At 62.5% G+C, this 23,989-nt stretch carries 25 protein-coding genes; 9 read left to right on the top strand and 16 right to left on the bottom strand.

What is annotated here, in order from left to right:
• The first annotated feature begins 119 nt into the window (after nucleotides 1-119).
• On the top strand, nucleotides 120-1,304 hold the full coding sequence (locus HWN72_RS28860; RefSeq protein WP_211152090.1) for an FAD-dependent monooxygenase: 1,185 nt from the start codon (nucleotides 120-122) through the stop codon (nucleotides 1,302-1,304).
• A 408-nt stretch (nucleotides 1,305-1,712) separates the two neighbouring features.
• On the opposite strand, the gene HWN72_RS28855 is transcribed toward HWN72_RS28860, so the two are convergent.
• Nucleotides 1,713-2,153 carry a DUF3597 domain-containing protein gene (locus tag HWN72_RS28855; protein WP_211152089.1) on the bottom strand — a complete coding sequence of 147 codons (441 nt, stop codon included), beginning with the start codon at nucleotides 2,151-2,153 and terminating at the stop codon, nucleotides 1,713-1,715.
• Nucleotides 2,154-2,242: 89 nt separating this feature from the next.
• Here HWN72_RS28855 and HWN72_RS28850 point away from each other — a divergent pair, with 89 nt between their 5' ends.
• Both HWN72_RS28850 and HWN72_RS28845 read left to right on the top strand, forming a co-directional pair.
• Nucleotides 2,243-2,863, top strand: coding sequence for a DUF4142 domain-containing protein (locus HWN72_RS28850; RefSeq protein ID WP_231958397.1), 621 nt, complete (start codon nucleotides 2,243-2,245; stop codon nucleotides 2,861-2,863).
• 87 nt (nucleotides 2,864-2,950) lie between these two features.
• Nucleotides 2,951-3,805, top strand: coding sequence for an SDR family oxidoreductase (locus tag HWN72_RS28845; RefSeq protein WP_156800022.1), 855 nt, complete (start codon nucleotides 2,951-2,953; stop codon nucleotides 3,803-3,805).
• Between the two features lie 150 nt (nucleotides 3,806-3,955).
• Here the strand turns inward: HWN72_RS28845 and HWN72_RS28840 are convergent, their stop codons facing one another.
• From HWN72_RS28840 to HWN72_RS28825, 4 genes are all read right to left on the bottom strand, one after another.
• Nucleotides 3,956-4,543, bottom strand: a complete 588-nt coding sequence (locus tag HWN72_RS28840; protein ID WP_211152088.1) for a glutathione S-transferase family protein — start codon at nucleotides 4,541-4,543, stop codon at nucleotides 3,956-3,958.
• A gap of 67 nt (nucleotides 4,544-4,610) precedes the next feature.
• The gene (locus HWN72_RS28835) at nucleotides 4,611-6,308 is read right to left on the bottom strand and encodes a thiamine pyrophosphate-binding protein (RefSeq protein ID WP_211152087.1); all 1,698 of its coding nucleotides are present in this window, start codon (nucleotides 6,306-6,308) and stop codon (nucleotides 4,611-4,613) included.
• Between the two features lie 39 nt (nucleotides 6,309-6,347).
• Nucleotides 6,348-7,106 carry an SDR family NAD(P)-dependent oxidoreductase gene (locus HWN72_RS28830; RefSeq protein WP_211152086.1) on the bottom strand — a complete coding sequence of 253 codons (759 nt, stop codon included), beginning with the start codon at nucleotides 7,104-7,106 and terminating at the stop codon, nucleotides 6,348-6,350.
• Nucleotides 7,107-7,308: 202 nt separating this feature from the next.
• On the bottom strand, nucleotides 7,309-7,491 hold the full coding sequence (locus tag HWN72_RS28825; protein WP_008832343.1) for a DUF3008 family protein: 183 nt from the start codon (nucleotides 7,489-7,491) through the stop codon (nucleotides 7,309-7,311).
• A 236-nt stretch (nucleotides 7,492-7,727) separates the two neighbouring features.
• Here HWN72_RS28825 and HWN72_RS28820 point away from each other — a divergent pair, with 236 nt between their 5' ends.
• Nucleotides 7,728-7,895, top strand: a complete 168-nt coding sequence (locus HWN72_RS28820; protein ID WP_008832344.1) for a DUF1328 family protein — start codon at nucleotides 7,728-7,730, stop codon at nucleotides 7,893-7,895.
• 466 nt (nucleotides 7,896-8,361) lie between these two features.
• On the opposite strand, the gene HWN72_RS28815 is transcribed toward HWN72_RS28820, so the two are convergent.
• The 7 genes from HWN72_RS28815 to HWN72_RS28785 all read right to left on the bottom strand — a co-directional run bounded on the left by HWN72_RS28815 (nucleotide 8,362) and on the right by HWN72_RS28785 (nucleotide 16,362).
• A complete protein-coding gene (locus HWN72_RS28815; RefSeq protein ID WP_211152085.1) occupies nucleotides 8,362-8,691 on the bottom strand; it encodes a (2Fe-2S) ferredoxin domain-containing protein in 330 nt (109 codons plus the stop codon).
• 81 nt (nucleotides 8,692-8,772) lie between these two features.
• The gene (locus HWN72_RS31695) at nucleotides 8,773-9,240 is read right to left on the bottom strand and encodes a response regulator (protein WP_083274880.1); all 468 of its coding nucleotides are present in this window, start codon (nucleotides 9,238-9,240) and stop codon (nucleotides 8,773-8,775) included.
• Between the two features lie 54 nt (nucleotides 9,241-9,294).
• Nucleotides 9,295-11,964: a response regulator gene (locus HWN72_RS28805; RefSeq protein ID WP_211152084.1), complete on the bottom strand. Its 2,670-nt coding sequence runs from the start codon at nucleotides 11,962-11,964 to the stop codon at nucleotides 9,295-9,297.
• Between the two features lie 399 nt (nucleotides 11,965-12,363).
• Nucleotides 12,364-13,662, bottom strand: coding sequence for a sorbosone dehydrogenase family protein (locus HWN72_RS28800; RefSeq protein WP_211152083.1), 1,299 nt, complete (start codon nucleotides 13,660-13,662; stop codon nucleotides 12,364-12,366).
• Nucleotides 13,659-14,093 carry a DUF2231 domain-containing protein gene (locus tag HWN72_RS28795; RefSeq protein WP_008827814.1) on the bottom strand — a complete coding sequence of 145 codons (435 nt, stop codon included), beginning with the start codon at nucleotides 14,091-14,093 and terminating at the stop codon, nucleotides 13,659-13,661. The genes HWN72_RS28800 and HWN72_RS28795 overlap by 4 nt, the downstream gene beginning before the upstream one ends.
• 72 nt (nucleotides 14,094-14,165) lie before the next feature.
• Nucleotides 14,166-15,611: a L,D-transpeptidase family protein gene (locus HWN72_RS28790; protein WP_069710225.1), complete on the bottom strand. Its 1,446-nt coding sequence runs from the start codon at nucleotides 15,609-15,611 to the stop codon at nucleotides 14,166-14,168.
• A 79-nt stretch (nucleotides 15,612-15,690) separates the two neighbouring features.
• Nucleotides 15,691-16,362: a murein L,D-transpeptidase catalytic domain family protein gene (locus HWN72_RS28785; RefSeq protein WP_008827816.1), complete on the bottom strand. Its 672-nt coding sequence runs from the start codon at nucleotides 16,360-16,362 to the stop codon at nucleotides 15,691-15,693.
• Nucleotides 16,363-16,413: 51 nt separating this feature from the next.
• Between HWN72_RS28785 and HWN72_RS28780 the strand changes: the two genes are divergently transcribed.
• Both HWN72_RS28780 and HWN72_RS28775 read left to right on the top strand, forming a co-directional pair.
• Entirely contained in the window at nucleotides 16,414-16,992 is a 579-nt protein-coding gene (locus HWN72_RS28780; protein ID WP_231958393.1) for a hypothetical protein, read from the top strand.
• Between the two features lie 124 nt (nucleotides 16,993-17,116).
• Nucleotides 17,117-17,617: a dihydrolipoamide dehydrogenase gene (locus HWN72_RS28775; RefSeq protein ID WP_008827818.1), complete on the top strand. Its 501-nt coding sequence runs from the start codon at nucleotides 17,117-17,119 to the stop codon at nucleotides 17,615-17,617.
• 7 nt (nucleotides 17,618-17,624) lie between these two features.
• On the opposite strand, the gene HWN72_RS28770 is transcribed toward HWN72_RS28775, so the two are convergent.
• The 3 genes from HWN72_RS28770 to HWN72_RS28760 are packed head-to-tail and all read right to left on the bottom strand — an operon-like array spanning nucleotide 17,625 to nucleotide 19,548.
• Nucleotides 17,625-18,164 carry a glutathione binding-like protein gene (locus HWN72_RS28770; RefSeq protein ID WP_248006424.1) on the bottom strand — a complete coding sequence of 180 codons (540 nt, stop codon included), beginning with the start codon at nucleotides 18,162-18,164 and terminating at the stop codon, nucleotides 17,625-17,627.
• Nucleotides 18,165-18,211: 47 nt separating this feature from the next.
• Nucleotides 18,212-19,129, bottom strand: a complete 918-nt coding sequence (locus tag HWN72_RS28765) for a formate/nitrite transporter family protein (protein WP_008827820.1) — start codon at nucleotides 19,127-19,129, stop codon at nucleotides 18,212-18,214.
• Nucleotides 19,126-19,548: a polyketide cyclase gene (locus HWN72_RS28760; RefSeq protein ID WP_008827821.1), complete on the bottom strand. Its 423-nt coding sequence runs from the start codon at nucleotides 19,546-19,548 to the stop codon at nucleotides 19,126-19,128. The genes HWN72_RS28765 and HWN72_RS28760 overlap by 4 nt, the downstream gene beginning before the upstream one ends.
• Nucleotides 19,549-19,702: 154 nt before the next feature.
• Here HWN72_RS28760 and HWN72_RS28755 point away from each other — a divergent pair, with 154 nt between their 5' ends.
• From HWN72_RS28755 to HWN72_RS28745, 3 genes are all read left to right on the top strand, one after another.
• Nucleotides 19,703-20,401, top strand: a complete 699-nt coding sequence (locus HWN72_RS28755; protein ID WP_211152082.1) for a glutathione S-transferase — start codon at nucleotides 19,703-19,705, stop codon at nucleotides 20,399-20,401.
• A gap of 73 nt (nucleotides 20,402-20,474) precedes the next feature.
• Nucleotides 20,475-22,001 (top strand): catalase, encoded by a 1,527-nt coding sequence (locus HWN72_RS28750; protein ID WP_211152081.1) that lies wholly within the window; start codon nucleotides 20,475-20,477, stop codon nucleotides 21,999-22,001.
• Nucleotides 22,002-22,576: 575 nt separating this feature from the next.
• Nucleotides 22,577-22,780 (top strand): hypothetical protein, encoded by a 204-nt coding sequence (locus HWN72_RS28745; protein WP_008827824.1) that lies wholly within the window; start codon nucleotides 22,577-22,579, stop codon nucleotides 22,778-22,780.
• Nucleotides 22,781-22,885: 105 nt separating this feature from the next.
• Here the strand turns inward: HWN72_RS28745 and HWN72_RS28740 are convergent, their stop codons facing one another.
• Nucleotides 22,886-23,953 (bottom strand): BON domain-containing protein, encoded by a 1,068-nt coding sequence (locus HWN72_RS28740; RefSeq protein WP_248006423.1) that lies wholly within the window; start codon nucleotides 23,951-23,953, stop codon nucleotides 22,886-22,888.
• Nucleotides 23,954-23,989 lie beyond the last annotated feature (36 nt).

Raw genomic sequence — 23,989 nt, 5'->3', positions numbered from 1 at the left:
CCATGAGCAAGAGCACCAGTGTCATTTAAACGGCAAAGCCTGCGCCTCGGCGAGGGTTCCGGTCTCCAGGCGGGAACATCGTCACAACGGCCGGCATCCTTTCGGCGAGGAGCATAACCATGACGCGCAAGATACTGGTCACCGGCGCCAGCATCGCCGGAAACACCGTTGCCGCACTGCTCGGCCGTCGCGGCGCTGATGTCACGGTGGTCGAGCGGGCACCGGCGTTCCGGGACGGCGGTCAGAACGTTGATGTGCGCGGTGTCGGCCGCGAAGTCCTGCGCCGCCTCGGGCTTGAACAGGCTGCGCTCGGCTGTGGAACCGGTGAGCAAGGTACGGCCTGGGTCCACGAGGACGGAAGCGAAGCAGCCAGGTTCGATGCCGACGAAATCGACGGCGATGGCCCGACAGCCGAGATGGAGATCCTGCGCGGCGACCTCGCCCGGCTTCTCCACGACGCAACCGGAAACGAGGTGGCGTTTCGCTACGATGACCACATCGTCGCGATCGATGAGCAAGAGCAGATGGCAATGGTTACCTTCGCGAGCGGCACTATCGAGCGGTACGACGCCGTAGTCATCGCGGAAGGGGTCGGCTCGACCACTCGCGATATCATCTTTGCGGACGAGAACGTGCCGCGCTGGATGAACATGATCATCGCTTACTTCACCATCCCGCGAACGCCGGACGACAACCGGATGTGGCGCTGGTTCAATGCGCCTGGCAAGCGCAGTGTTTCGCTTCGTCCCGATCATCAGGGGACGACCCGTGCGATGCTGTGCCTCTCGAAGGAGCCGGGCGGCGAACAGGAATGGGATAGCGAACGGCAAAGAGCATTCCTGCGTGATCGCTTCTCGGACGCAGGCTGGGAGACACCCCGCGTACTGGCGGCCATGCACGACGCCGACGACTTCTACTTCGACGTGCTTCGACAGGTGCGGATGCCGCGCTGGTCGAAGGGCCGCGTTGTTCTTACCGGCGACGCGGCCTGGTGCGCCACGCCGTTGGCAGGCGTCGGTACGACCCTGGCTGTTACAGGCAGCTATGTGCTGGCCGAGGAACTCACCCGCAGGGATACGGTCGCTCAGGCGTTCAGCGCCTACGAGAAGCAGATGCGGCCCATGGTCGAAGATGGCCAGCGCATCCCCAAGATCGCGCCGCGGCTCATGCATCCGAAAACCCGCCTGGGCATCAGGTTGCTGCATGGCACGCTTGGCCTGGCGAGCCTGCCGCCCATCCGCAACGCTGCGGTCAAGTTGCTGGGAGGTGAAGGGGTCGAGGTCGATCTTTCACGCTACAGCTGACATCACTGATGAACTGTTGCGGTTCTTGTGCGAAGCTCGGGCGGGGTGAAACACTGTCGGCGTTGACGGGCAGCAGGAGCGCAGCAGCAGCGTTAAGATCGTTCACCGCCGGTCTGCGAGGTAGCGTAGACGACGCGGAATAATCTTTTCCGCGCAGAGCCAGGCCCGGCAAGCGCAGGACGAACCGCCTGGCGTGTAACAAGCCTTCCGCCGAGTAACCTCGTCGATTTTTACGGCATGCGGCATCTAGCAAGGCGATACGGCGGGGCGCCAAGCCACGTACGCGGGCAGGCCGGTATGGGGCGGGGAAGCATTCACCAGATCAGGATGACTATTGCGCGCCCCACCAAGACGCGTTGAAAACGCGGCTACAGCGCGCATCGACGCCGCCGCCCCGTCCAGCCGCGCTCAACCGCGCAGGCTGTCCGGCACGATGCCGCCATTGCTGGCGAGCTTGTCCATCACCGCACGTTGAAGGGCGATGTTCTGTTCCGCGGTGCCGTCCGCCCCGGCGTGGACGTCAAGCTCCTCGCCAAGCTCCTTGCGCGCCGCGAGACTTGAATCGAGATCGAGCAGCTTGAGAAGATCGACAATGGACGTGCGGTAATTGCCGCCATGGTCCGCCTTCATTGAGGCCATCGCATCAAGCACCGCGCCAACATCGACGGAAGGTTGCGCGGCAGTGACGGCGGCCGAAGGGGCAGGCTCCGGGGATGCAGGCGCCACCTGAGGCCGCGTCGGAGCAGGTGTTGAGGCCGATTTGGGCGCGCTCGCATTGGCTGCGGGATCGGCCTTTTTCTCGGTCCCGTGGTGGAAGATCTTGTTCAGGATATTTCCGAAGATGCTCATGCTCCTCTCCTAGACGACGGGTGCGGCGATAACGCGATGGTGAGACCCTCAAACGCGTCAGCACGCGGATGGTTGAGCGGAACGGCTTCATGCTGCCGATCGTTCAGCCCTTATTCCCCACCACTCAACGCGGAGCACAGATCGTGATCAGGCACAACGCACTCATGGCAGCATCCTTGGCCGTTCTCAGCCTCACCGCCTGCAACAAGAAGGACACTGAGCCCGCCACCGAAATGACCTCCACGTCGGCTGCAGATGTCATGAACGAAACCGGGACGACTTCGGCAGAGAGCCCGGCACAGGTCTTTGCCAATATCGCCGCGGCGAGCGACATGTTCGAGATCGAGACATCGAAGCTCGCAGCCGAGAAGGGCCAGTCCGCCAAGGTGAAGACTTTTGCCGAGCAAATGGTCAAGGCCCATACCGCCTCTACCAAGAAGCTGACCGCAGCCGCAGCGGCGGGCACTCCGCCCATAACCCCGGCCCCGCGCATGACTGCGGCCCAGGACGCACAGCTTGCCGACCTCCGGAGCAAAACGGGCGCCCAATTCGATGAGGCCTATGCCAAGGCACAGGTCAGCGCTCACCAAGCCGCGCTGGATACCCTCAAAGGTTACGCAGCCGGTGGCGACCAGGCATCGCTCAAGACATTCGCGACCGAACTGGTCCCGACAGTCACCGCCCATCTCAACATGGCCAAAGCCCTCTGACGAACCTCGCGCCGCCCGTGGATTTCTAATAGACCCAAGGAGCGATCATGCCCGACCGGCTGACGATGCAGGACCCCCGCACACAAAATCCCAAGCCTCCCTTTTCCGAAGCAGCCGCAGCCGCGGCCAGGCATTGCAGGCAAGCTGGAGCCTCGACCTGACCACGGCGAGGAAAGCTACATCGGCGCGGGCAAGCTCACGGGGCGCAGGGCACTTGTCACTGGTGGCGATCCCGGGATTGGCCGCGCGGCTGCTATCGCCTTTGCGCGCGAGGGCGATGACGTGGCCATCGCCTATCTGCCGAGCGAGGAGGAAGACGCGCGCGAAGTTCTCGATCTGATCGAGGCGGAGGGCCGCAAGGTCGTAGCGCTGCCCGGCGATGTAAGCGATGGGGCCTGGAGCCGTCAGCTCGTCGAGGACGCGGGGAAGGGGCTTGGCGGACTCGACATTCTTGTCATCAATGCGGACCGCCAGCAGTGGTGCGAGAACGTTGGCGAAGTTACGTCTGAGGATTTCGACAAGACGATCAAGACCAACCTCTACGCCCTGCACTGGATCACGCAGGCGGCGGTGCCCCATCTCCCGGTCGGCGCTTCGGTCATCACAACGGCGTCGGTGCAAGCCTATGAGCCATCGGACGTCCTGCTCGACTATGCGACCACCAAGGCAGGCATAGTCGCTTACACCAAAGCGTTGGCCAAGCAGCTGATGGATAAGGGAATACGGGCCAACGTGGTGGTCCAGGGACCGTTCTGGACCGTGCTTCAGGCAAGCGGCGGACAGCCTCAGGAGAAAGTTGCCCACTTCGGCGAGCACAGTCGTTTCGGTCGTCCAGGTCAGCCCGTGGAGATTGCACCGGTTTACGTCCCGCTCGCTTCGCAGGAGGGCAGCTACATTACTGGCGAGGTCTTTGGCGTGACTGGCGGCGCCGGCATCGCCTGACAATGAACTATGTCGCCCATTGATCTCCGCCAAGCAGCTTTGGACTAGGGGCCACCTCTCGATCCGCCCCATATCGGTCGCACAGCAGCCTATCTTATGCTCCAATGCCGACCCTCGGTTTCCTTCTTCCGCACAAATTAAACTGGCCGGTTACCACCGATCATTTCTTCGTTTGAAAAGGGCAGATGGCTGTCTGCCACTCTCGAGCATTGGCGCGCAGGGAAAAGGAAGTGTCCTGCCCGGCCCATCATTCCGCGTCGTGATTGTATCGCCTGCGAACCACGGTCGGAAAGCCAGTTCATGCTCGACGAAATCGAGATGGACATCGATCATCGGCTGCAACTTCTTCTGCGCTGTCTTGCCCACCAGCGGGATGCGTCCCAGCACCAGATCGATCAGCAGCGGCGGCATGAGCGAGCCTTCCGCATAATGGAGGAAGTGGCGGTAGAGCAGTGCCGCGTCGTCGCCATAGGGCTTACCCAGGCGTCCATCGGCCTTGCTTGTGAGGTATTCGATGATGGCGCCGGTTTCGGCGATGATCCGTTCGGACCCGGAGTGATCGCGATCGACGATTACCGGCGACTTGCCGAGCGGATGAATGCGCCTCAGTTCGGGCGGCGCCAGCATCGTCTTGGGATCGCGTTCGTAGCGCTTGACCTCATAGGGCAGGCCGAACTCTTCCAGCAGCCACAGGACGCGCTGCGAACGCGAGTATTCCAGATGGTGGACGACGATCATCGATGCATGGCTCTCCGTCGATTACGCGTACGGTGCCAACGGACTTCGGGCGGCAAGGTTGCGGCCCTCAGCCCCGCCGCGTCAGAGCGCCGAATGCCTGCTTCACCTTGGAAATCCCGAAACGAAGCGCCTGACCGGGATCGATATGCGGCATGGCGGGAATCTCATCAGGATTGACGACGGCATGGAGGATCGCTGGCCCGGGTTCGGCCAGCCATGCATCCACGGCGGCGGTCAGTTCGTGCGGCTTTCTTGCCGTGAACCCGCGCGCGCCGCAGGCCTGCGCGAATGTGGCGAAGTCGAGGTTGGGGAACGAGGCTCCCTCGCTCGGCGGAACTCCGGCGCCTTCCATCTCCAGATGAACAAGGCCCCAGGTGCTGTTGTCATAGACCACCACCTTGACCGGCAGCTTGTGTTCCACTGCGGTCATGAATTCGCCCAGCAGCATCGTGAAACCGCCATCCCCCGCGTGAAGGATCACCTGCCGCGCGGTGTCGAGCGCCTGGACGCCGTTGGCTATGCCCATGCCGGTGCCGACGGCGGCATTGTTGAACGAGCCGGTGATCTGCTGGTGCCCGCTCTGGCGCAGCCAGTTCGCCGCCCACAGCGTGACCTCGCCGGTATCCGTTACCCACACCGCGTCCTTGGCGGCACGATCGCTGACCGCGCGGGCGACGGCCTGCGGGTGAAGCATGTCGGGCGATCGATCGAGCGCGGCCTTTTCGTCCAGCATCGCGTCCCACTTCGCGCGGTCGGCATTCACCGCATCGAGAAAGGCGGTGTCGCCTCGCTGCGGCAGGGCGTCGAGCAGCATGCGCAAGGCCGGGCGCACCGATCCGACGATGCCGAGGGCAACCGGGGTGCGGCGACCCAGCGCGAAGGCGCGTTCGTCGATCTGCACCACACGCGTCTTGGTGGGGAGGAACTCGGAATAGGGGTAGTCGGTCCCTAGCATCAGCATGAGGTCCGCCTGGTGCAGGGCATCGACGCCGGGCCGCCCGCCGATCAGGCCGATGCCGCCGATCCAGCGCGGATCGTCGTAAGGCAGGATGTCCTTGCCGCGATAGGTATGCATCAGCGGTGCATTCAGGCGGTCCGAGAGCGCTTTCAGCTCCTCCGCAGCGGCGTGACAGCCAAAGCCGCATAGGACGGCCACGGTCTTCGCCTCGCCGATCATCTGCGCCAAAGCGGCGATGTCGGCCGCTGCCGGTGCGACTTCGGGCCGGGGGCGCAGGGTGGCGATGCTCGGCACCGGGCCGGGAACTTTCGCGGCGAAGACCTCGGGCGGGATCGAGATATGCGCGACGCCGCGCTCGCCATACGCATGCGCGATCGCCTGTTGAATGACCGCTGCCGCCTGATCCGGCGAGGCGATGATCTCGCTGTAGACGCCGACGTCGCGGAACAGCGCGACCGGATCGTCCTCCTGCAGGTAGTCACTGCCTCGCTTGGCCGCGGCGACGCCGCCCGAGATGGCAAGGACCGGCGCGTGGTCCTTGCGGGCCTCGTAAAGCCCGGCGACGAGGTGGTTCGCGCCTGGGCCGGTGGTGCCGCAGCATACGCCAAGGCGTCCGGTGACTTTGGCTTGCCCTGCGGCGGCGAGCGCGGCGCCTTCCTCATGGCGCACGCCGATCCAGCGGACCTTGTCCTGGCGGCGGATCGCGTCCGTGAACGGATTGAGCGCATCGCCGACGATGCCGAAGACCTGACGGGCGCCGATCTCGTCAAGCGTGGCGACAAGCAGTTCGGCTACGGTAAGGGACATGGGTATACTCCTGCGGATAACGGAAAAGCTGTGCGCGGATCAGGCAGGCTGGCCGTTGGAGGCGGAGATCCCCGCATCGACGGCGAGGATCGCGCCCGTCACCAGCGCCGCATCTTCGGATGCGAGGAAGGCGACGGGGCCAGCGATGTCCTCTGCGCTGGCGTGCTTGCCCAGCGCCGAGCGTTCGTGGAATTTCGCGATCAGCGCTTCTTCGTCCAGCATGTCCCTGGTCAGCTCGCTTTCGGTGAGGGCGGGAGCGACGGCATTGACGCGGATGCCGAACTTGCCAAGGTCGAGCGCCAGTGCGCGGGTGAAGTTGACCACCGCGCCCTTGGCGGCGTTGTAGGCAGTCATGTTCCAGTCGCCGCGGGTGCCCGACACCGAAGCGGTGTGAACAATACAGCCCTTGCTGGCCTTCAGGTGAGGCAGGGCCAGCTGCGCGCAGTGAAACAAGCCATCGATGTCGATCGCCATTGTCTGGCGCCAGTCTTCGGGCGTGGTGTCTTCGAAGGATTTCATCACCGCGATGCCGGCATTGGAGTGCAGCACGTCGATGCCTGCGAACTTCGCGATGGTTTTCTCGACCATACGTGCAACGTCATCGCGCGAGGACACGTCGGCGACGCATACGAGGGTGCGGGAAGGATCGAAATCGGCAGCGACCGCCTCAAGCTTTTCGCGGGTTCGGGCAACGAGCGTTACATTCGCACCTTCCTGCGCAAATCGGCGGGCGCAGGCGGCGCCGATACCCGAGCTGGAGCCGGTGACAATAACGGTCTTGCCGCTGAAACGGTTCATGATGGAGCTGTCCTTGTTGCAGGGCGCTTCGCTGCTTCAGCGGTGCGCACGCATCGGAAAAGGGCCGCGCGAGTGGGCGCAGCCCCCGGGAGGATCGGCCGATGTCCGGGAAAAACATCGCCAATGTCCATCTTCCAACCTTCACACGAGCCGTGTGGTTCCTTGCATTGATCGGACGAGGTGTTGCGCCGACCGGAACTCCTCAGTCCTTGTGTTCAGGCAGCCCTTTGCGCTTGGTGGAGGCAAGATCCTCAAGCTGCTCCTCGCTCATGGATTTCACCATATCCTTTGAGGCTCCTTTCAAATGCGACCTGGGCGTTTCGCCGCGCTTGGCGGACAGCGCCGCCCCGGCGGCCTTTTGCTGCACTTTGGATTTTGCGGGCATGATCGGTCTCCTTCACTCCCAACGCAACGCACGCCGGTGCAGTTTGGTCTCGCCGAAGCCTTGACGACAAAAGCGGCATTTCTGAAAATTCGCGGGGGGGGGGGGGCGACCTCACGACTAAATCCTTTGGGTCGCATTGCGAGGGATGCACTTGGAACATTGATAATGTCTGCAGGTTCTGAGGTTCGAGCTCGTCGGAAGGATCGATGTAGCGCTTCAAAAATGGGAGACGCCTGATGTTTCGCTGGGCAATTATTTTCGCCGTGGTCGCAGTCCTGGCTGCGCTTCTGGGTTTCGGGGGAGTCGCCGGCCTTTCCGCAGGCCTTGCCAAGATCTTCTTGATCGTGGCGCTCGTCGTTCTCGTTCTGGGGTATCTGTTCGGACGCGGTACCAGGGCTCCCTGATTTCGTCCCAAATCCTGTAACAGGTTGCGCCCCAAAGGCCTCCATTCGGGGCAGGGGCGCAAACAGTTTGCATGGCCTTCCCTCGCGAATCTCGAATTTTGTACTGGCATGGAAAGGTTCAATCCGAGCTCGGGCACAAGACCATCACATACCGCTTGTTGGTTAGGTAATTTCGTCAATAAAGGCGGGGCACCACGATAAATAGACCGACTGCCGGCCTACTTCTTTTATTGTCCGCGTGTCAGGCCATGCCTCAAGATGCGAGCATCACGCTTCTGCGGATCGAGCACACGAGAAAGTTTAACGTCGCAATAGTCGCCGGGTACGAGCGCGGACCGTTAATCGGTCAACTTGTCCAGGAGATCGAACATGCCTCCGACGCGCACGCCGAGCGATCGCGCAGCGGCCGTACAAGAGCTGGGGCCAGCTGACAGCAACACCAATCCTGGCTTTCAGACGGCTTCGTTCACTTGTTTTGGTCATCCTTGCGGGTACGAGCCCCGAAGCCGATCTGCTCGCGGACCTCGTCGAGGGGTGTTCCAGGTTGAATGAGCAGCCATGTACCGGGATGCGACGCGCCAATTGTAACAACTGCGCCCTTGGGACAAAGTTTGAGGCACTTGGTTTCGATCGCCAGGATTTGCGCTTTCCTGCCCTTCTTCCCCCCGTTTGCTTCATTCAGCATCTTGGCAAGCGCTGTCTTGCCTTTCTGCCCAAAGCCGCCACCGACCTTTTTTGAGCATTTTCCACAAATCAGGGCGATACATCGGGTTCTGGAGGAGACTTGGCGCAGCATGATTATGATCTATGAACCAGTGGCGAGAAATCAACTCGGCATTCAGGGGCGGGGGGGAGTGCTTTGGTATAGGTCAGCGCGTCAGCATTCAGCAGTGTGAATGGCGTTTAGCAGCTCCGCTCCCGAATAGGGCTTTGCAAGGAACTGCGCACCCGTCGGAAGCAGGCTTTCGTCCGGCTCGCATCGGCCTGTCGTGATGATGATATCAAGACCAAGTCCGCTCGCATGAACCCTGCGTGCCAGATCGAGGCCATTGAAATCACCAGGCAGGTCGACATCGGTGAAGAGGATCGCAATATCGTCGTGATCAGCGAGAATACGAAGCGCCTGATGCGCGTCGGCGGCACAGAGCGGGATCAGCCCGGCGTCCATTACCATATCCTCGGCCATCATTCGGATGAGAGGTTCATCCTCGACGATGAGGACTATGCATGGCGCCTCGTGAATGCGTTGCCCCAACCTGTGAGTTTCCGTTCTGCGTTCGCCCCTACAATGCTTGCCGGGGTCGGATACTGAATGAAGACGCACGTGTGCTACCGGTTCCCGCATGGCCTGGGCAATGCGGCAGACCGAAGACATCAGCCCATTCTTCCGTTTGGGGCCCTAACTCAGTCTGGAACCGGTTGACGGCGCCGGCGACCGGATTGCATCTTCCATAGCCTGGGTCAGTTCTCCGCATCCGTAGGGTTTTGCGAGGAAGATCGCGCCATCGATGTCACCAGCCCGGGAGGTATCTCCTGAGGCAAAGACGATGCGAATTGATGGGCGAAGGTCCCTGGCGCGGCTGGCAAGATCGATGCCCGAGCTTCCCGGCAGATTTATGTCGCTGACAAGGATGTCGATCGGCGCGGTCTGCAAGGCTGACATCGCATCTTCCGCACTTCCCGCCTCCACAACCACGTAGCCGGCGTCCTCGAGCATCTCGCCGGTATTGAACCGGATCAACGGATCGTCCTCGACGAGCAGGACCGTGCGCGGTCCGCGGGCACGGGCGCCGTCGATGACCTGCTGGTCATGGGCCGGACGCCCTTCAGTGTGCCCTGGATGCTCGGCGCCGGCTCGTTGACGCTGGTTCGCGATCACGTGGCGCAGCCTTCGGGCCAGTGCTTCGCGTGTATAGGGCTTGGAGAGCAATTCCACCCCGGCATCGAGCTTGCCACCGTGGACGATCGAATTTTCGGTATATCCCGATGTGAACAGCACGGCGATGCAAGGCAGTCGTTCTCGCGCCTTGCGTGCCAGCTCCGGACTTTTGAGGGTGCCGGGCATGACGACGTCGGTGAACAACAGGTCGATTGGTACGCCGCTTTCGATCACGATCAGCGCGGCCCCCGCATCGGGCGCCTTCAGGACGCGGTAGCCAAGATCGGTCAGCATCTCGACAACGGTGGCGCGAACCTCTTCGTCATCCTCGACCACCAGAACGGTTTCGGTGCCGCCGACGATCGGCCCATTGTCGACGTGGACCTCGATATCTTCGCTTTCCATCGACCGGGGAAGGTACAGCTTTATGGTCGTGCCTTCGCCCGGCTCCGAATAGATCTTAATGTGTCCGCCGGATTGCTTGACGAAGCCGTACACCATTGAGAGGCCGAGGCCTGACCCCTTGCCTTCGCCCTTGGTCGAGAAGAATGGCTCAAAAACCTTTTCGATGATCTCGCGCGACATTCCTGTCCCGGTGTCGCTTACCGCCAGCATCACGTACTGGCCGGGCGTCACTTCATCGTGCGTGAGTGCATATTCGGTGTCGAGATGGGCGTTCCCGACTTCGATGGTCAGGCGGCCCTGGCCATCCATCGCATCGCGCGAGTTGATCGCCAGATTGAGGATGGCGTTCTCGACCTGGACCGGATCGATATAAGTATTCCACAAACCACCGCCAACGATGGTCTCCAGTTCGATGTCTTCACCGATTGCGCGGCGCAGCATGTCGTCCATGCCGCGCACGAAGCGGCTGACATTCACCACTTTGGGTTCGAGAGCCTGCCTGCGACCGAAGGCAAGAAGCTGGCTGGCGAGCTTCGAGCCTCGGGTGACGCCCGCCAAGGCATTGGTCAGTCTGGCTTCGGCGCGCTCGTTCCCCGAGACGTCCTTCGCGAGTAACTGGAGGTTGCCGGAGATCACCTGAAGCAAATTGTTGAAATCATGCGCAATGCCTCCGGTTAGCTTGCCGACGGTTTCCATCTTCTGCGCCTGGGCCAGCTTGACTTCTGCCTGACGTCGCTCGTCGATCTCGGCGATCACCCGGGCCTCGAGCGTCGCATTGAGCTCGCGCAGTGTTTCTTCCGCAGCGCGCTGGTGGGTGATGTCCGAATGGACCCCGACCCATTCGATGATCGTGTCACCCTCGTCAAGAACGGGGAGTCCGCGAATGGCGAAGGTGCGCCATTCCCCATCATGGCGGCGTACGCGATGCTCATGGACGAACATGGCCTTGGCCGCCACGGCGGCGTTCCATGCCACGATCGTCGGTTCGCGATCATCTGGGTGGACAGCCTGCGCCCAGCCGTAGTCCTGATACTCCTCAAGGCACTGGCCGGTCAGGGCAGCCCATGCAGGTTGTTCGCCCAGCATTCGGCCGTCGGCGCTGTTGGTCCACAGGACACCGTGCATGGCCTCCATCGCAGTGCGGAAACGCTTGTTGCTGGCGGCCACGTCCGCCTCAAGGGCGATCCGCGCAGAATTGTCTATGCAGGTGCACATCACCCCGCCGATACTGCCATCGGCTTCATAGACTGGGGTGTAGAACAAATCGAACGTCACGGGCTCGGCGTAACCGTTACGCTCCAGGACCAGGATCTGATCGCGATAGGACCGTAATTCGCCGCGCATTCCGGCGGCCAACATCTCACGATTCCAGTCCCAGATCTCAGGCCAGATCCCGGGCACTGTACCGCCAAGCGCCTGGGGATGATTGGGGCCTGCAACGATGGAATAGGCATCGTTGTAAAGCATCACGTGCTCTGGCCCCCACATCAGCACCTTGGCGACAGGAGAGTTCACGATATTGGCAACGGTCGCGCGCAGTTCCAGTGACCAACTCCCAATCGGACCGAGCGGATTGGCGGACCAGTCAAGTTCGCGAATACGGCGCCCGCATTCGCCTCCTCCGTAGGGCCAGCCGGCAATCGCTTCTGTCCTCGCAGAGAGTTGACCCAGCACACTTTCGATAAGTGCGGCTTCATCGGAAAATCCGCCGTCACGCGTGAGCGAGGCAAGCCGCGCGGCAAGGTCAGCGGGCAGGGAAAGGGTTTGAGCAGCGTGTTCGGACATGCGCTCTCGTCTTCCCGGTTAACCCTCATGTCAAGCAGCCGCGGCCGCGGCGTGCGACGAAATGCCTGGCCTAGATAACACGCGATCAGACAAGGGGTAATTGTGTGTCCTTTGACACAGACGCGCCTATCCGAAGTTTCATGGCAGCGATGAGCGATTCGATAGGCATTGCGCTTTGCCACGGCCGGGCGATCAAATGATCGGGGACCCAAACGTTGTGGCTGGAAGGTGGGCGGCCCCTCAGTATCCGAACCCGGGCACACGGGGTTCGGTTTGCGTCCCACTTCCATTTATCTGCTTGGTGGTGGCCAAGTTGATCTGCGCTATGCACCAAGGGTACCTTGCAGCCGAAATCGAGGCACCGTTCAGCCACATGCAGTCAGAATAAAGGCAGAGCGCTTAGCGTGCAGCGGTAACTCGCCATACGGTGTTCGAAAGGTCGTCGGCGATCAGCAGCGCCCGGCGCTCGGGATCGTACGTGACGCCGACCGGGCGTCCACGCGCCTTCCCCTCGGGCCCGATGAACCCTGTCACGAAGTCGCGGGGCTTGCCCGAGGGCCGGCCATTGGTGAAGGGGATCCATACAACCTTGTAGCCTGCCAACTGGCGACGGTTCCAGCTGCCATGCTCGCCCACGAATGCGCCATCGGCATAGTTTCCGCCAAAGCCGCCGCCGGTAAGGAACGTAAGGCCAAGCGCTGCGACGTGTGAACCCAGGGCATAGTCAGGGGCAATCGCCTTGCGGACCATGTCAGGCTTCTGGGGGTGGACGCGCGGATCGACGTGACCGCCGTAGTAGCTGTAAGGCCAGCCATAGAATGCCCCCGGCTTCACCGAGGTCAGATAGTCCGGCACGAGGTCCGCGCCCAGCTCGTCGCGCTCGTTGGCGACGGCCCAGAGGGCCTGCGTTGCCGGATTGATCGCCAGAGCCGTCGGATTGCGGATGCCCGAGGCGTACGTGCGATGCGCCCCGCTTTCGCGGTCGATTTCCCAGACGACCGCGCGATCTTCCTCCACAGCCATGCCGCGCTCGCCAATGTTGCTGTTCGAGCCGATACCGACGTAGAGCCGCGAGCCGTCGGCGCTCGCCGTCAGGGACTTGGTCCAGTGATGGTTGGGATTGGCGGGGAGCTTCGTCACCACTTCGCCGGGCGCATCGATGCGCGTTTCTCCGCCGCGATAGGAAAAGCGCAGCAGGGCGTCCTGATCTGCGATGTAGAGGTCAGATCCCACAAGCGCCATGCCATAAGGCGCGTTCAGCTTGTCGATGAGAACGGTCTGGAGTTCATACTTTCCGTCGCCATCGCGGTCGCGCAGCAAGGTGATACGGTCGCCGCCCTTCGTGCCGCTCTTCCCGAGGCTCTTGATATAGCCTGCGATGACGTCCTTGGGGCGCAGTTTGGGCGCGCTGCCGCCAAGTCCTTCGGAAACCAGAATGTCGCCGTTGGGAAGGACGAGCGTCTGGCGGGGAACCTTGAGGCCGGTGGCGATGGGCGAAATGGCAAAGCCCTTGGGCACGTTGGGCATCGCGCCGTTCCAGCCTGCGGGGCTGGCGATCTTCATCGGCGGAAGAAGGGTCTGGTTCTGCTCGGGGAGCGCCGGCCGCGGGCCGGTCTGATCGAGATCTTGCGCTTTGTCGCAAGCGGCAAGGGCGAGCGGCGCGGCGAGGCTCAGGGCGGAAAGGACAACGCGGTTCATGCTCGCACCTCGCGGGAAACGGTGTAGCCAATCCATCCCGCTGCCAGCGCCAGCACCGTGGAAATGACGGAGAGGGCAAGACCGGTCGTGCCGACCGAACTCCACCCGTCATGGCTATGCTGGAACGCATTGACGAGGCCGACGACGAATAGCAGCGCCAGGATCGCACAGAGCCAACCTCTTCCCGCCCGGCGCGCAAGCATGCCGATCAACGCCCAGGCCAGGGCAAGGCCGGTAAACACCAGCGCTCCGGCGATCAGCCAGGATGCAAAGTTCGACCACTGCATTTCCGAGCTGTTGAGATAGGTGATGTCCGCCAGCAGAGCGCCCGGGAACATCGACACCGGAAAAGCGAGCAGGATCGCATGAAGCGGGTGCAGCGCGATCGGCGCTGCGCTGGGATTGGCTGAGGGCAGGTCGAATTCCTTCAACGCTTTGTCAGGAAAGTAAGAACAGCAAATGCGCCGATCGGCGAAGAGTTGCCGATGGGTCCGATCCCTGCCTTACGGCCCGACGTCGCCGCCATTGGCGTGCAACGGGTGACTGGTTCCTGCCGCGAAGCCCAGTGCGGTCGCCACGCTCTCGTTGCGACCATAGGGGTCGGAGCGGATGACCGGCTCACCATCTTCGCCGAAAAGGACTGTGTCATAGAGAAGACGAACTGGAATTTCGCGTGGCAGCGGCACGAAGGTTTCCTTGCCGGTGGCGCGGGCACGGTGCCACTCGTCGAGCACACCTTCGTCCCTCGCCAGCATTTCCGCAAAGCCCATGGCATCCTCCACGCGCACGCAGCCGTGGCTGCGCTGGCGCTGCACTTCCTGGAACAGCTGCTTGGCGGGAGTGTCGTGCAGGTAGATCTGATGCTCGTTCTTCATGTCGAACTTGACGAGGCCCAGCGAGTTCCTGGGGCCGGGCTGCTGTACCACCCAGCCGTCCTTCCACGCCATGTTGTTGCGGCGCAGATAGGCGCTGCCCTTGCCGGCGATCTCCTTGCTCTGGATCGAGCGCGGGACAGTCCAGGTCGGATTGGCGACGAGACGATAGATCGGCGAACCCAGCTGCGGGGTCTGGTTCTCCGGCTTCCCGACGACGACCTTGCGCGTATCGACCATCTTGCCGTCGCGCCAATAGGTCAGGCGCCCCGCAGCGACATTGACGTCGATGCGGGTCTTGGGCGGATCGCGCTGCAGCCAGCGCATGCGCTCCATCGCGACCGCAATCGCACGTGCCTTGTCCGCATCGGAGAGGTTGAGGATTTCCAGCGCATCCTTGCCGATGACGCCGTCGGGCTTGATGCCGTAGTCCGCCTGCATGCGCTGCACGGCCTTCATCATGGCCGGGGAATAGCGGTCACCTTGCGCATCTTTGCCATCAAGATAGTCGGAGGCCGCGAGCTGGCGGGCGATTTGCGGCACGCGCCGATCGCTGTCGCCGGGCTTCAGCGGCTCGCTGTCCTGTGCGATGGCCGGGGCGAGGGCATCCCTGCTGCCACGAAGGGAGAGGTAGGCTTTCGAAAGGCGCTGGTAGCCGTCATCCCGGGGTGCGAGACCGTCCAGCCAGTCCTTGAGGTCACCGCCCTTCAAAGCTTTGGCAAGGCCGGGCAGGAGGTTCGGATCAGGTCTCGGCACGGAATAGATATCATAAAGCTTCTTAGGGTCGCTGGCACCGCGCGCCAGCGCCGATGCGTAGCGCAACGCACTTTCCGTCAGCGCGCGATCGCCTTCTGCATTGCCGGGGCGGCCATCGAGCGAGAAATTCATGTGATCGAGGCCATGCGTTGCCCGGCTGTCAATCGCAGCGCGCAGGTCGCGCACCGCCGCGTCGTTCCAATGAACTTCAGTGATGCTCACGGCCGGCGCAGGCGCGTCGGGCGTCCCGGAGCCGGACCCGCACGCTGTGAGTGCAACAGTCACGGCAAGCAACGGGGAAACGATCAACCGATTGCGCACATGGATCTCCTTGGATGACCCCAGGTACAACCGACAGGCATGCTGGACGTTGCTCACCGTCTGATTTTTAGGCCCGGATTCAGCTTCTTGCCGCGAAGATCATCCGCCCCTTGCCGAGGAACGAGAAGACGTCATCGAGCTTGTTCTCCCCCACCGCGAAGCAACCCTGACTGCGGCCGAGCTTGCCATGCGCCTTGATCATGTCGTCATTTGCGTACCACGCGCTGTGCACGACGACGGCGCGTTCAAGCGCATTGTTGTTGGTGGCGTCGAGCCCGATCAGCCGCTGCGAACGGCCATGTTTGCCGACGTAGTAGTCATCGGTCAGATATGCCCCTTCGCTTGATGCGTTCGATCCGAACGCGTTGGAGAAGCGTTCAAGGTATCCGGTGTGATGCGGATCGGAACCCGATCCATGCGCGACGAGCAGGCGAATGGCCTTGCCGTCTTCCACGTCGAGAAAATGCATTCGCGCGTCCGACGACGGCGCGGAAAAGTCCACGATCGCGATCCGGTCGCGCTGCCTGATCCGCTCGCCATGCCGATCAAGGGACGCAAGAGCCTTGCGCAGAAGCGTTGGGTCGACGGTCGAGAACGCTGCGCGCGGTCCGTCATTGCGCACCATTGCCGGAACGCTGGCAGGGCCTGCGGACTTCGGAAGTACCGGAGCGGCAAGCGGCGACGTCGATCGCAGGGGCGAAGAGGAGCGCGAGCATGAAGCGACCGCAACTGCGGCACCGGCAAGCATCATCGCCCTGCGATTCATTATGATATCATGCTGGGCCATGGCCAACACTTGGGGATGATCGACATCGAATTGAAGGGGAATTTTCAATTAAATCATAGTCATGTGGTCATTTTTGTACACACTGCGAGGATGGACGGCAAATGCTGCAGGCCAGCGTTCCCGCGAAATGAGAATGATCATGAACCAGCATATTTGCGAAGCGACTTCGCCCTGGCTATTTCCGCTCGTGCGAAGCTTGCTGCGATGCCTGTTCGCGCTTGCCTTGTTTTTGCCGGATACAAACACATTCCCGCCCCGGACGGGTTTGCGGCGATCACACCGCGCTGGGTGCCCCTACCGGACTTCGTGGTATGGGCAACGGGATGGTGCGAAATCGCCGGCGCCGCAGGTCTGCTCGTTCCGAAGCGCTGGTCACCGAGGGCGTATCGGGGCGCCTCCATAGCATTGGCGGCTTATGCCTTGTGCGTGTGGCCGGCGAACTTCAATCACGCGCTGCATGACATTCCGGTCGCGGGCGTTCACCTTTCCTGGTGGTATCATGGCCCCAGACTGGCTTTCCAGCCCATGCTGATCTGGGCTCTCCTGTGGGCAGGACATATCATCGACTGGCCATTTGGCCGGCCCCACTGCTGAAGACAGGCGGGTGCGGGAACAGACTCTCGGCATGGTGTTTGGGGAGGAGACTGGCAACAGAGGGATCATCCCCCTACGGCAAATATCTCCTGCGACGCCGCAGTGCGGCGATGCGCCGATCTTCATGGCCGGCGATGCAGACCATTCGCGTCCCGTGCTGCACGAGGCGCAGGCGGAAGGGACGCTCGCGGGGCGCAATGCCGCCTGTTTCCCGGAAATGATAACCGGCCGGCGCATGGTCCCTTTCTCGATCATGTTCACCGATCCTCCCTTGGCGAACATCGGCGAGCTTGATGGAAAGGACAGCGTGATCGCAAGCGCGTCCTACGAGGATCAGGGGCGGGCAAAGGTCGAAGGTGTGAGCCGGGGACTGCCACGCCTCCATGCCGGTTCGGCGAACGGGAAACTGATCGGTGCCGTGCTGGCGACGCCGGCGGCCGAGCACATGGCGCATCTCCTCGTCATGGCGATCGACCGGGGCCTGACGGCGAGCGATATACTGCCCCTTCCGTTCTATCACCCCACATTCGAGGAAGGTCTCAAGCCCGCGCTGCGCGAGATCTGTTCGCGGACCGGCGGGCCCGTCGGCATGGAGCGCGACGACGGGTTTCTCGCAGGGGCCTGAGGGCGAGCTAGTCCAGACCCTCCTCTGACAGAGCTTGGCGTATCGACGGGCGCTGGGTCAGGCGGTCAAAATAGCGGGTGAGGGCATCCGGCAGAGGCAGCCTGGCCTTTTTCTGCGCCCACATCAGCATGACGAAGAGGTAGCAGTCTGCCGACGTGAAGCTGTCGCTGACGATGTAGTCGCGTTCAGCCAGCTGCGTCTCGAGGTAGGCGAAGCGCCTGGCCAGATTGTCTCCTGCTGCCTTCTTCGCTTCATCGGTGCTGTCGGGCATGAAGAACGGCTTGAAGCCCTTGTGCACTTCGGTCGAGATGAAGGCGATCGTCTCCAGCAATTTCCAGCGGTTATCCGGTGACGCCGCGATCTTCTCGGATTGGTCCGCAAGATAGCTGAGAATGGCGATGTTTTCAGTGAGGATGGTGCCATCGCCGAGGGCAAGCGCGGGAACGTAGCCCTTGGGATTTATGGTGGTGTAGTCGCTGCCGGTCTCGGTGCGCTTTTCCTCCAGGTCGACCTTTTCCAGCGTGTACGGCAAGCCGGCTTCGGCCATGGCGATATGGTCGGCAAGGCTGCAAGCGCCCGGCGCATAGTAGAGCTTCATGGGACAGGTCCTCTCTTGTGCTGATCCATGCGGTCAACTTGGGTGGTTCGGTTCGGATGCGGATCGTCCGCGCCAAGATCGCTGCGCATCTGGCCATGTGCCAGCACCGCGAACAGGCCGGTGCCGCCGACGATATTGCCGATCAGCGCCGGCAGGGTGAATTCGAGCCAGGCTTCACCGAAATTGATGCGGCCGCTGAGCCACAGGAAGCTCGCCTGCGACGATCCGGTCACGACATGTGCAAAGCCGCCCAGCGCGATCACGTAGGTCAGCACGAATACGACCCAGAATTCGCTGCCCCGGGCATTGGGCAGCACCCAGGCGACCGCCGCCATGATGAAGCCGGCAGGTATCCCCAGCGTCAGCGTGCGGGTCCAGTGCTGGAGTTCGAGCTTGCCAAGAATGTCGAGGGCCACCATTCGCTGCTCATGCGTGACGATGATCTCGCCGGCCATGAGCGCGCTCACCAGCGTGACGCCGATCAGATTGCCCACGAGCACGCAGGCCCAGAGCCTGGCAAGGCGGCCGAAATTGCCCAGCGAAGGCGATGTCGCGATCGGCAGCACCGCCGTCACCGTACTTTCGGTGAAGAGCTGCAGCCGGCCCATCACCACGATCACATAGCCGATCGGATAGCCGAGGAAATAGATCAGCGGCGCCCAGTCGGTATCGGGCAGGTGGCTGCGCAGGAACAGCTCGCACAGCAGGGAGAGAGCGATCGCAAGGCCTGCGGCGATACCCGACAGGGTCAGGGCGAGGGTGGGCCGTGCGAGCTCCTCTTCTCCCTGCAAACGCACGACCTCGTGAACGATCTTGGAGGAGCCGGCCTTGCGCTCCTCGACACCCCGGGCCTCGGACGCATCGAGTGCCTTGTCCGGCTGCTCCGTTTCTTCGCTACGTGGCTCGTTCGTCATGGAGCATCCCTGTCCGGCTGACTACGTTCCAGAAGTGCCTTGAGGTTCTCGAGATCCTGGCAGACCATGGCGGCATCACGAATAAAATCATCGTCGCACATGTCCGGTTGGCGATAGAGGGTGAAGACCGCCTGCGTCCCTGTCCCGTTCTCGATCAGCCGCAGCGGGATATGTATGACCGGCTTGCCGGGCAGCATGACCCAGTGATCGAGAACGCCGAAATCGTTGGGCGGGGTGAACCGGACCCTCGCTTCACCGGCGGGCGTGTCAGCCCGCCATTCATCGCCGTCCCGGTGGAGCGACGACGACATGCCCGCCGCCCATTCGGGGAAATTCTCCGGCACGTGAGCGAAGGCATAAGCCGCCTCAAATGGGCAGTCGATCGTAATACCGATCAGGCGGGCTTCGTGGGTTGCCATGATGCAGGTTCCTTTGGTGCCTATAACCCTTGAACGGGCACAGGGTTCTGCACTGGCAAAGGCGGGGTGACCGCTGGCGAGGGCGGCTCGTCGCTGTCACGAAACCGGGCATGGCGCAGCGCATTGAGAGGTCTTCATGCTGCAGGAGAAAGCGATGACCGACTTCGACCTCTACTACTGGCCAGTGCCCTTTCGCGGCCAGTTCATCCGCGGCATCCTCGCATTCGCCGGGAAGACCTGGACCGAGCATGACAGCGATGAGATCGGCCAGCTCATGGCGAGTTCACCCGCCGAGCAGTCGACCCCGTTCATGGGGCCTCCCATCCTGGTCGACAACGCAAGCGGGTTTGCGCTCTCCGAAATGCCTGCGATCGCGTTCTATCTGGGCGAGAAGCTGGATCTCCTGCCCCCTTCGATCGAAGAACGGGCGCGGATCCTCAAGGTCGTCAACGACGCCAACGATGTTCTCGACGAAATCACGCTGGATGGGGGGCGGCAGATGTGGACGGAGGAAACTTGGCGGGACTTCGTGCCGCGTCTCAGGCGCTGGATGGAAATCTGGGAGGCGACCGGCATTCGGTGCGGGCTCAGGCACGATGAGGGAACCCTGCTGGGCACCGCCACGCCGGGCGTGGCGGACATCGTCAGCGCGGTCCTGTGGTCGACGATGACGGAGCGCTTCCCCGCGATCGAGGCATTGCTCCGCGATGCAGCTCCGAACGTTGCCGCGCTGGTGCGGCGCATGACCGAGATGCCTCGACTAAAGCGTCTCGCCGAGCAGGCGCGGGACGAATATGGCAGCTCCTATTGCGGCGGCGAGATCGAGCAGTCTTTGCGCAAGGTGGCGGTCTGATCCAAAACGACTGGGGAACCTCTGGGAGGCTCATGGGTAGCGATAGCATCCACTCAGAAAGCCAGAGGCTCCCATGACAGACCGGTCCACCCCGCGCACCACCAACGATGCCGGCATTCCCATCCAGAGCGACGAGCATTCGCTGACTATCGGCCGAGACGGCCCGATCGTCCTCAACGATCATTACCTGATCGAGCAGATGGCCAACTTCAATCGCGAGAGGATCCCGGAACGCCAGCCCCACGCCAAGGGCAGCGGCGCTTTCGGCCACTTCGAGACCACCGGGGATGTCACCGCCTACACCAAGGCAAAGTTGTTCCAGCCGGGTGCCAAGGTCGACACCGCCATCCGATTCTCCACGGTCGCGGGTGAGAGCGGTAGCCCCGACACCTGGCGCGATCCGCGCGGCTTCTCGGTCAAGTTCTACACCGAAGAGGGCAACTTCGACATGGTCGGCAACAACACGCCGATCTTCTTCATCCGCGACCCGATGAAGTTCCAGCACTTCATCCGCTCGCAGAAGCGCCGCGCCGACAATGGCCTGCGCGATCACGACATGCAGTGGGACTTCTGGACGCTCTCGCCTGAAAGCGCGCATCAGGTGACCTACCTGATGGGCGATCGCGGCATCCCCAAGACCTGGCGCGAGATGAACGGTTACTCCAGCCATACCTATTCGCTGGTGAGCGCTAAGGGCGAAAAGTTCTGGGTCAAGTTCCACTTCAAGACCGACCTGGGCGACGGCAACGCCTACTTCAGCCAGGCCGACGCCGATACGATGGCGGGCAAGGACGGCGACTTCCACCGCCGCGACCTGTTCAACGCCATCGATCAGGGCGACCATCCCAGTTGGACGCTCTTCTGGCAGGTGATGCCTTACGAGGACGCCAAGACCTACCGCATCAATCCGTTCGACCTCACCAAGATCTGGCCCCATGCCGACTATCCCCTGATCGAGGTCGGCAAGCTGACGCTGACGCGCAATCCCACCGACTTCCACAGCGAAATCGAACAGCTTGCCTTCGAGCCGAACAACATGGTGCCCGGCGTCGGCCTTTCGCCCGACAAGATGCTGCGGGCGCGCGGCTTCTCCTATGCCGACGCGCACCGGGCCAGACTCGGGGTCAACTACAAGCAGATCCCGGTCAATCGGCCGGTTGCGCCGGTGCACAGCTATTCCACGGCCGGGGCGATGCGGATCGAGAAGGCGACAGATCCCGTCTATGCCCCCAACAGCTACGGCGGCCCGGCCGCCGAGCGCGACCCGTACGAGGCGGGCATCTGGCAGGCCGATGGCGAGATGGTGCGCGAGGCCTACACCCTTCGCGCCGACGACGATGATTGGAGCCAGGCCGGAACGCTGGTGCGCGAGGTGATGGACGATGCCGCGCGAGGGCGTCTCGTCGAGAACGTGGTTAGCCACCTGTGCGATGGTGTCAGCGAGAAGGTGCTGCAGCGCGCCTTCGAATACTGGCGCAACATCGACGCCGAAACCGGCAGGAAGGTCGAGGAGGGCGTCCGCAGCAAGCTGGGCGGTGCGTCCAAGGCTGCGGGCATGGGATCAGCCAGGTCGATCCGGGACACGAGCCACTCAAACTGAAGTACCGTCCAGCGAGCCGCACCGGATGCGGCTCGCTGGACGGCGTCGCCGGTGTGACGATGGGCAGAGATTGTCGTGCCCAAGGCGTCGGAACGCTTGCACCATGTAAGGGTATGGCTCGGCATCCGACGTCCGGATGGGGGTTCTCCATTATTCAACCGATGCGCCGTATGGACGCGGCGGCATGGTCAACGGGGGTTTGGGGTGGCCCTTGGCCGAGCCGACCAACGGCAATATTCCTTGGCGCAGGTGCGAAGTATCTGCACGCGGTGCACGTTCCAGGATGTGCTGATCGCCGCAAGCAGATGGGCTGGAACGGGATTTTCTAGCTTCCCGGCATCAAAAATTGTCAAGGCTGTCGTCTTCCTCTGCGGGTCCATATCTGCACATGCGAACGCCGGTGCGATCCGCTTTGCTCCCGCGTGGAGGGTCGGTCGGCGTGCCGGAACTGCAGCCTGTCGTGGCGACAACACGCGCTGGCCTGCGGGGGCGCCTTTACTCGAAACGCGGGCGGGATGCAGTCACTTCAATCAGGAAAGCAAAGGAGACTGCCCGTGCCGAGAAATGATCCTGCCATGAAACCCGAAGACAAGGTTCCCGAAGGTGTACGCTCGCTGGAAGAGGAGCGCCTCAACCCTGGTCCGAACGCGGGAGCAACCGGGGGCGTGGGAATGGACCCGGACCGGCGTGGGAAGGGCAAGGCCGATGATGCAGCATACCGCAGGGATCGCGTGCAAAGCGGCCTTCAGCGCAATCTTGAGCACAGAGAGGAGGAATAATGCCGCACCCTTGGACGAACCGCCCGGGAGCCTCCCGCGCACCTTCGGACTTTGAAAGGAGGGGAGCCATCAGGCTCCCCTCCATCCCCTGGCATTTTTCCGCCGTCAGGATGTCGTGGTCGGCCGCGTGGCTGCTGACGAAGGTGTAGTCGGAATGCCATCAACGGCCGACTGGTCGTGCCGCACAGTAGACCCGGTCACGCGAAGATTGTTCTGGACGTGGCTGACGCCCCACACGTTTTCCGCGAGATCTTCAGCGCGGCGCTTGTCCTGCCGTGTGGACACAGTGCCGTCGAGTGTCACCTCGGCCTCCTTCACCACGACCCGGACATGGCTTGCATCGAGCCGCCAGTCCTGCGTCAAGGCATCATTGACATCCTCGCGAATTCGCTCGTCCGAGCGGGTATAATCCGATGGGCCGCGTCCCCGGTGGTCCATGTCACGGCGACGCGACGCATCCTTGTCGCCGAACCAGCTGGCCACCTCGTCTCCGGCCCTTTCCAGGAACCCGCGCTTTTCGCCTTCGGCACGCCATGCGCCGTAGTCATCATCGTGGTGCCGGCTGGACCAGCTACCCGGTCCCCAGCTTGGCCGATAGCTGTTGCTGGGGTGCGCTCCTCCACTCAACGCGCCGCGATTTGCCGAGAAATCGCGGCCGCCGTAATCCTCGCTGGTGAAGCTGGAATAGTCGTTGCCCCCACTCGCATCGAAATCATGTACTGGATAGTCGTTTCTGCGCGGCGAGGATGCGCGCCGGATATTTTCGTCCCGGCCATATCCGTAACGCCCCTCGAGACGCGGGTCGCGTCCAAAGGTGCCGCGCGAGGCTTCTTCATAACGGGAACTCGCCGAATCGCTTTCGTAGCGATCGCCGAGATTGCGGGCGCGGCCTTCACCCCGACGCGGAACATAGGCGCTTCGAGATTCTTCGGTGGCATCGTCCATTCCGCCGGCCTGCCGACTGCCCTCGTCCTGCCACTGACTGGCCTGACGCGGCATGTCCCAGGAACTGTCCTGATTGCGATAGCCACCTGCCTGACGATTTTCGGGATTGCGTTCATCGCGGTTCATCGATGCTCTCCTTTGCTTCAATCCGGCGCGCGATTGCCTTCGCGCTGCATGAAGGCCAAACACGCAAGGCGCAGGTATCGATCCACTGCCGGACGACTTCATCGTGGCATCCGTCGCATTGGCTACTCGCATCGTCGG

This window comes from Novosphingobium sp. HR1a (genome assembly GCF_015594425.1).
Classification (GTDB): domain Bacteria; phylum Pseudomonadota; class Alphaproteobacteria; order Sphingomonadales; family Sphingomonadaceae; genus Novosphingobium; species Novosphingobium resinovorum_A.
This window is presented reverse-complemented; position numbering and strand designations above follow the sequence as displayed.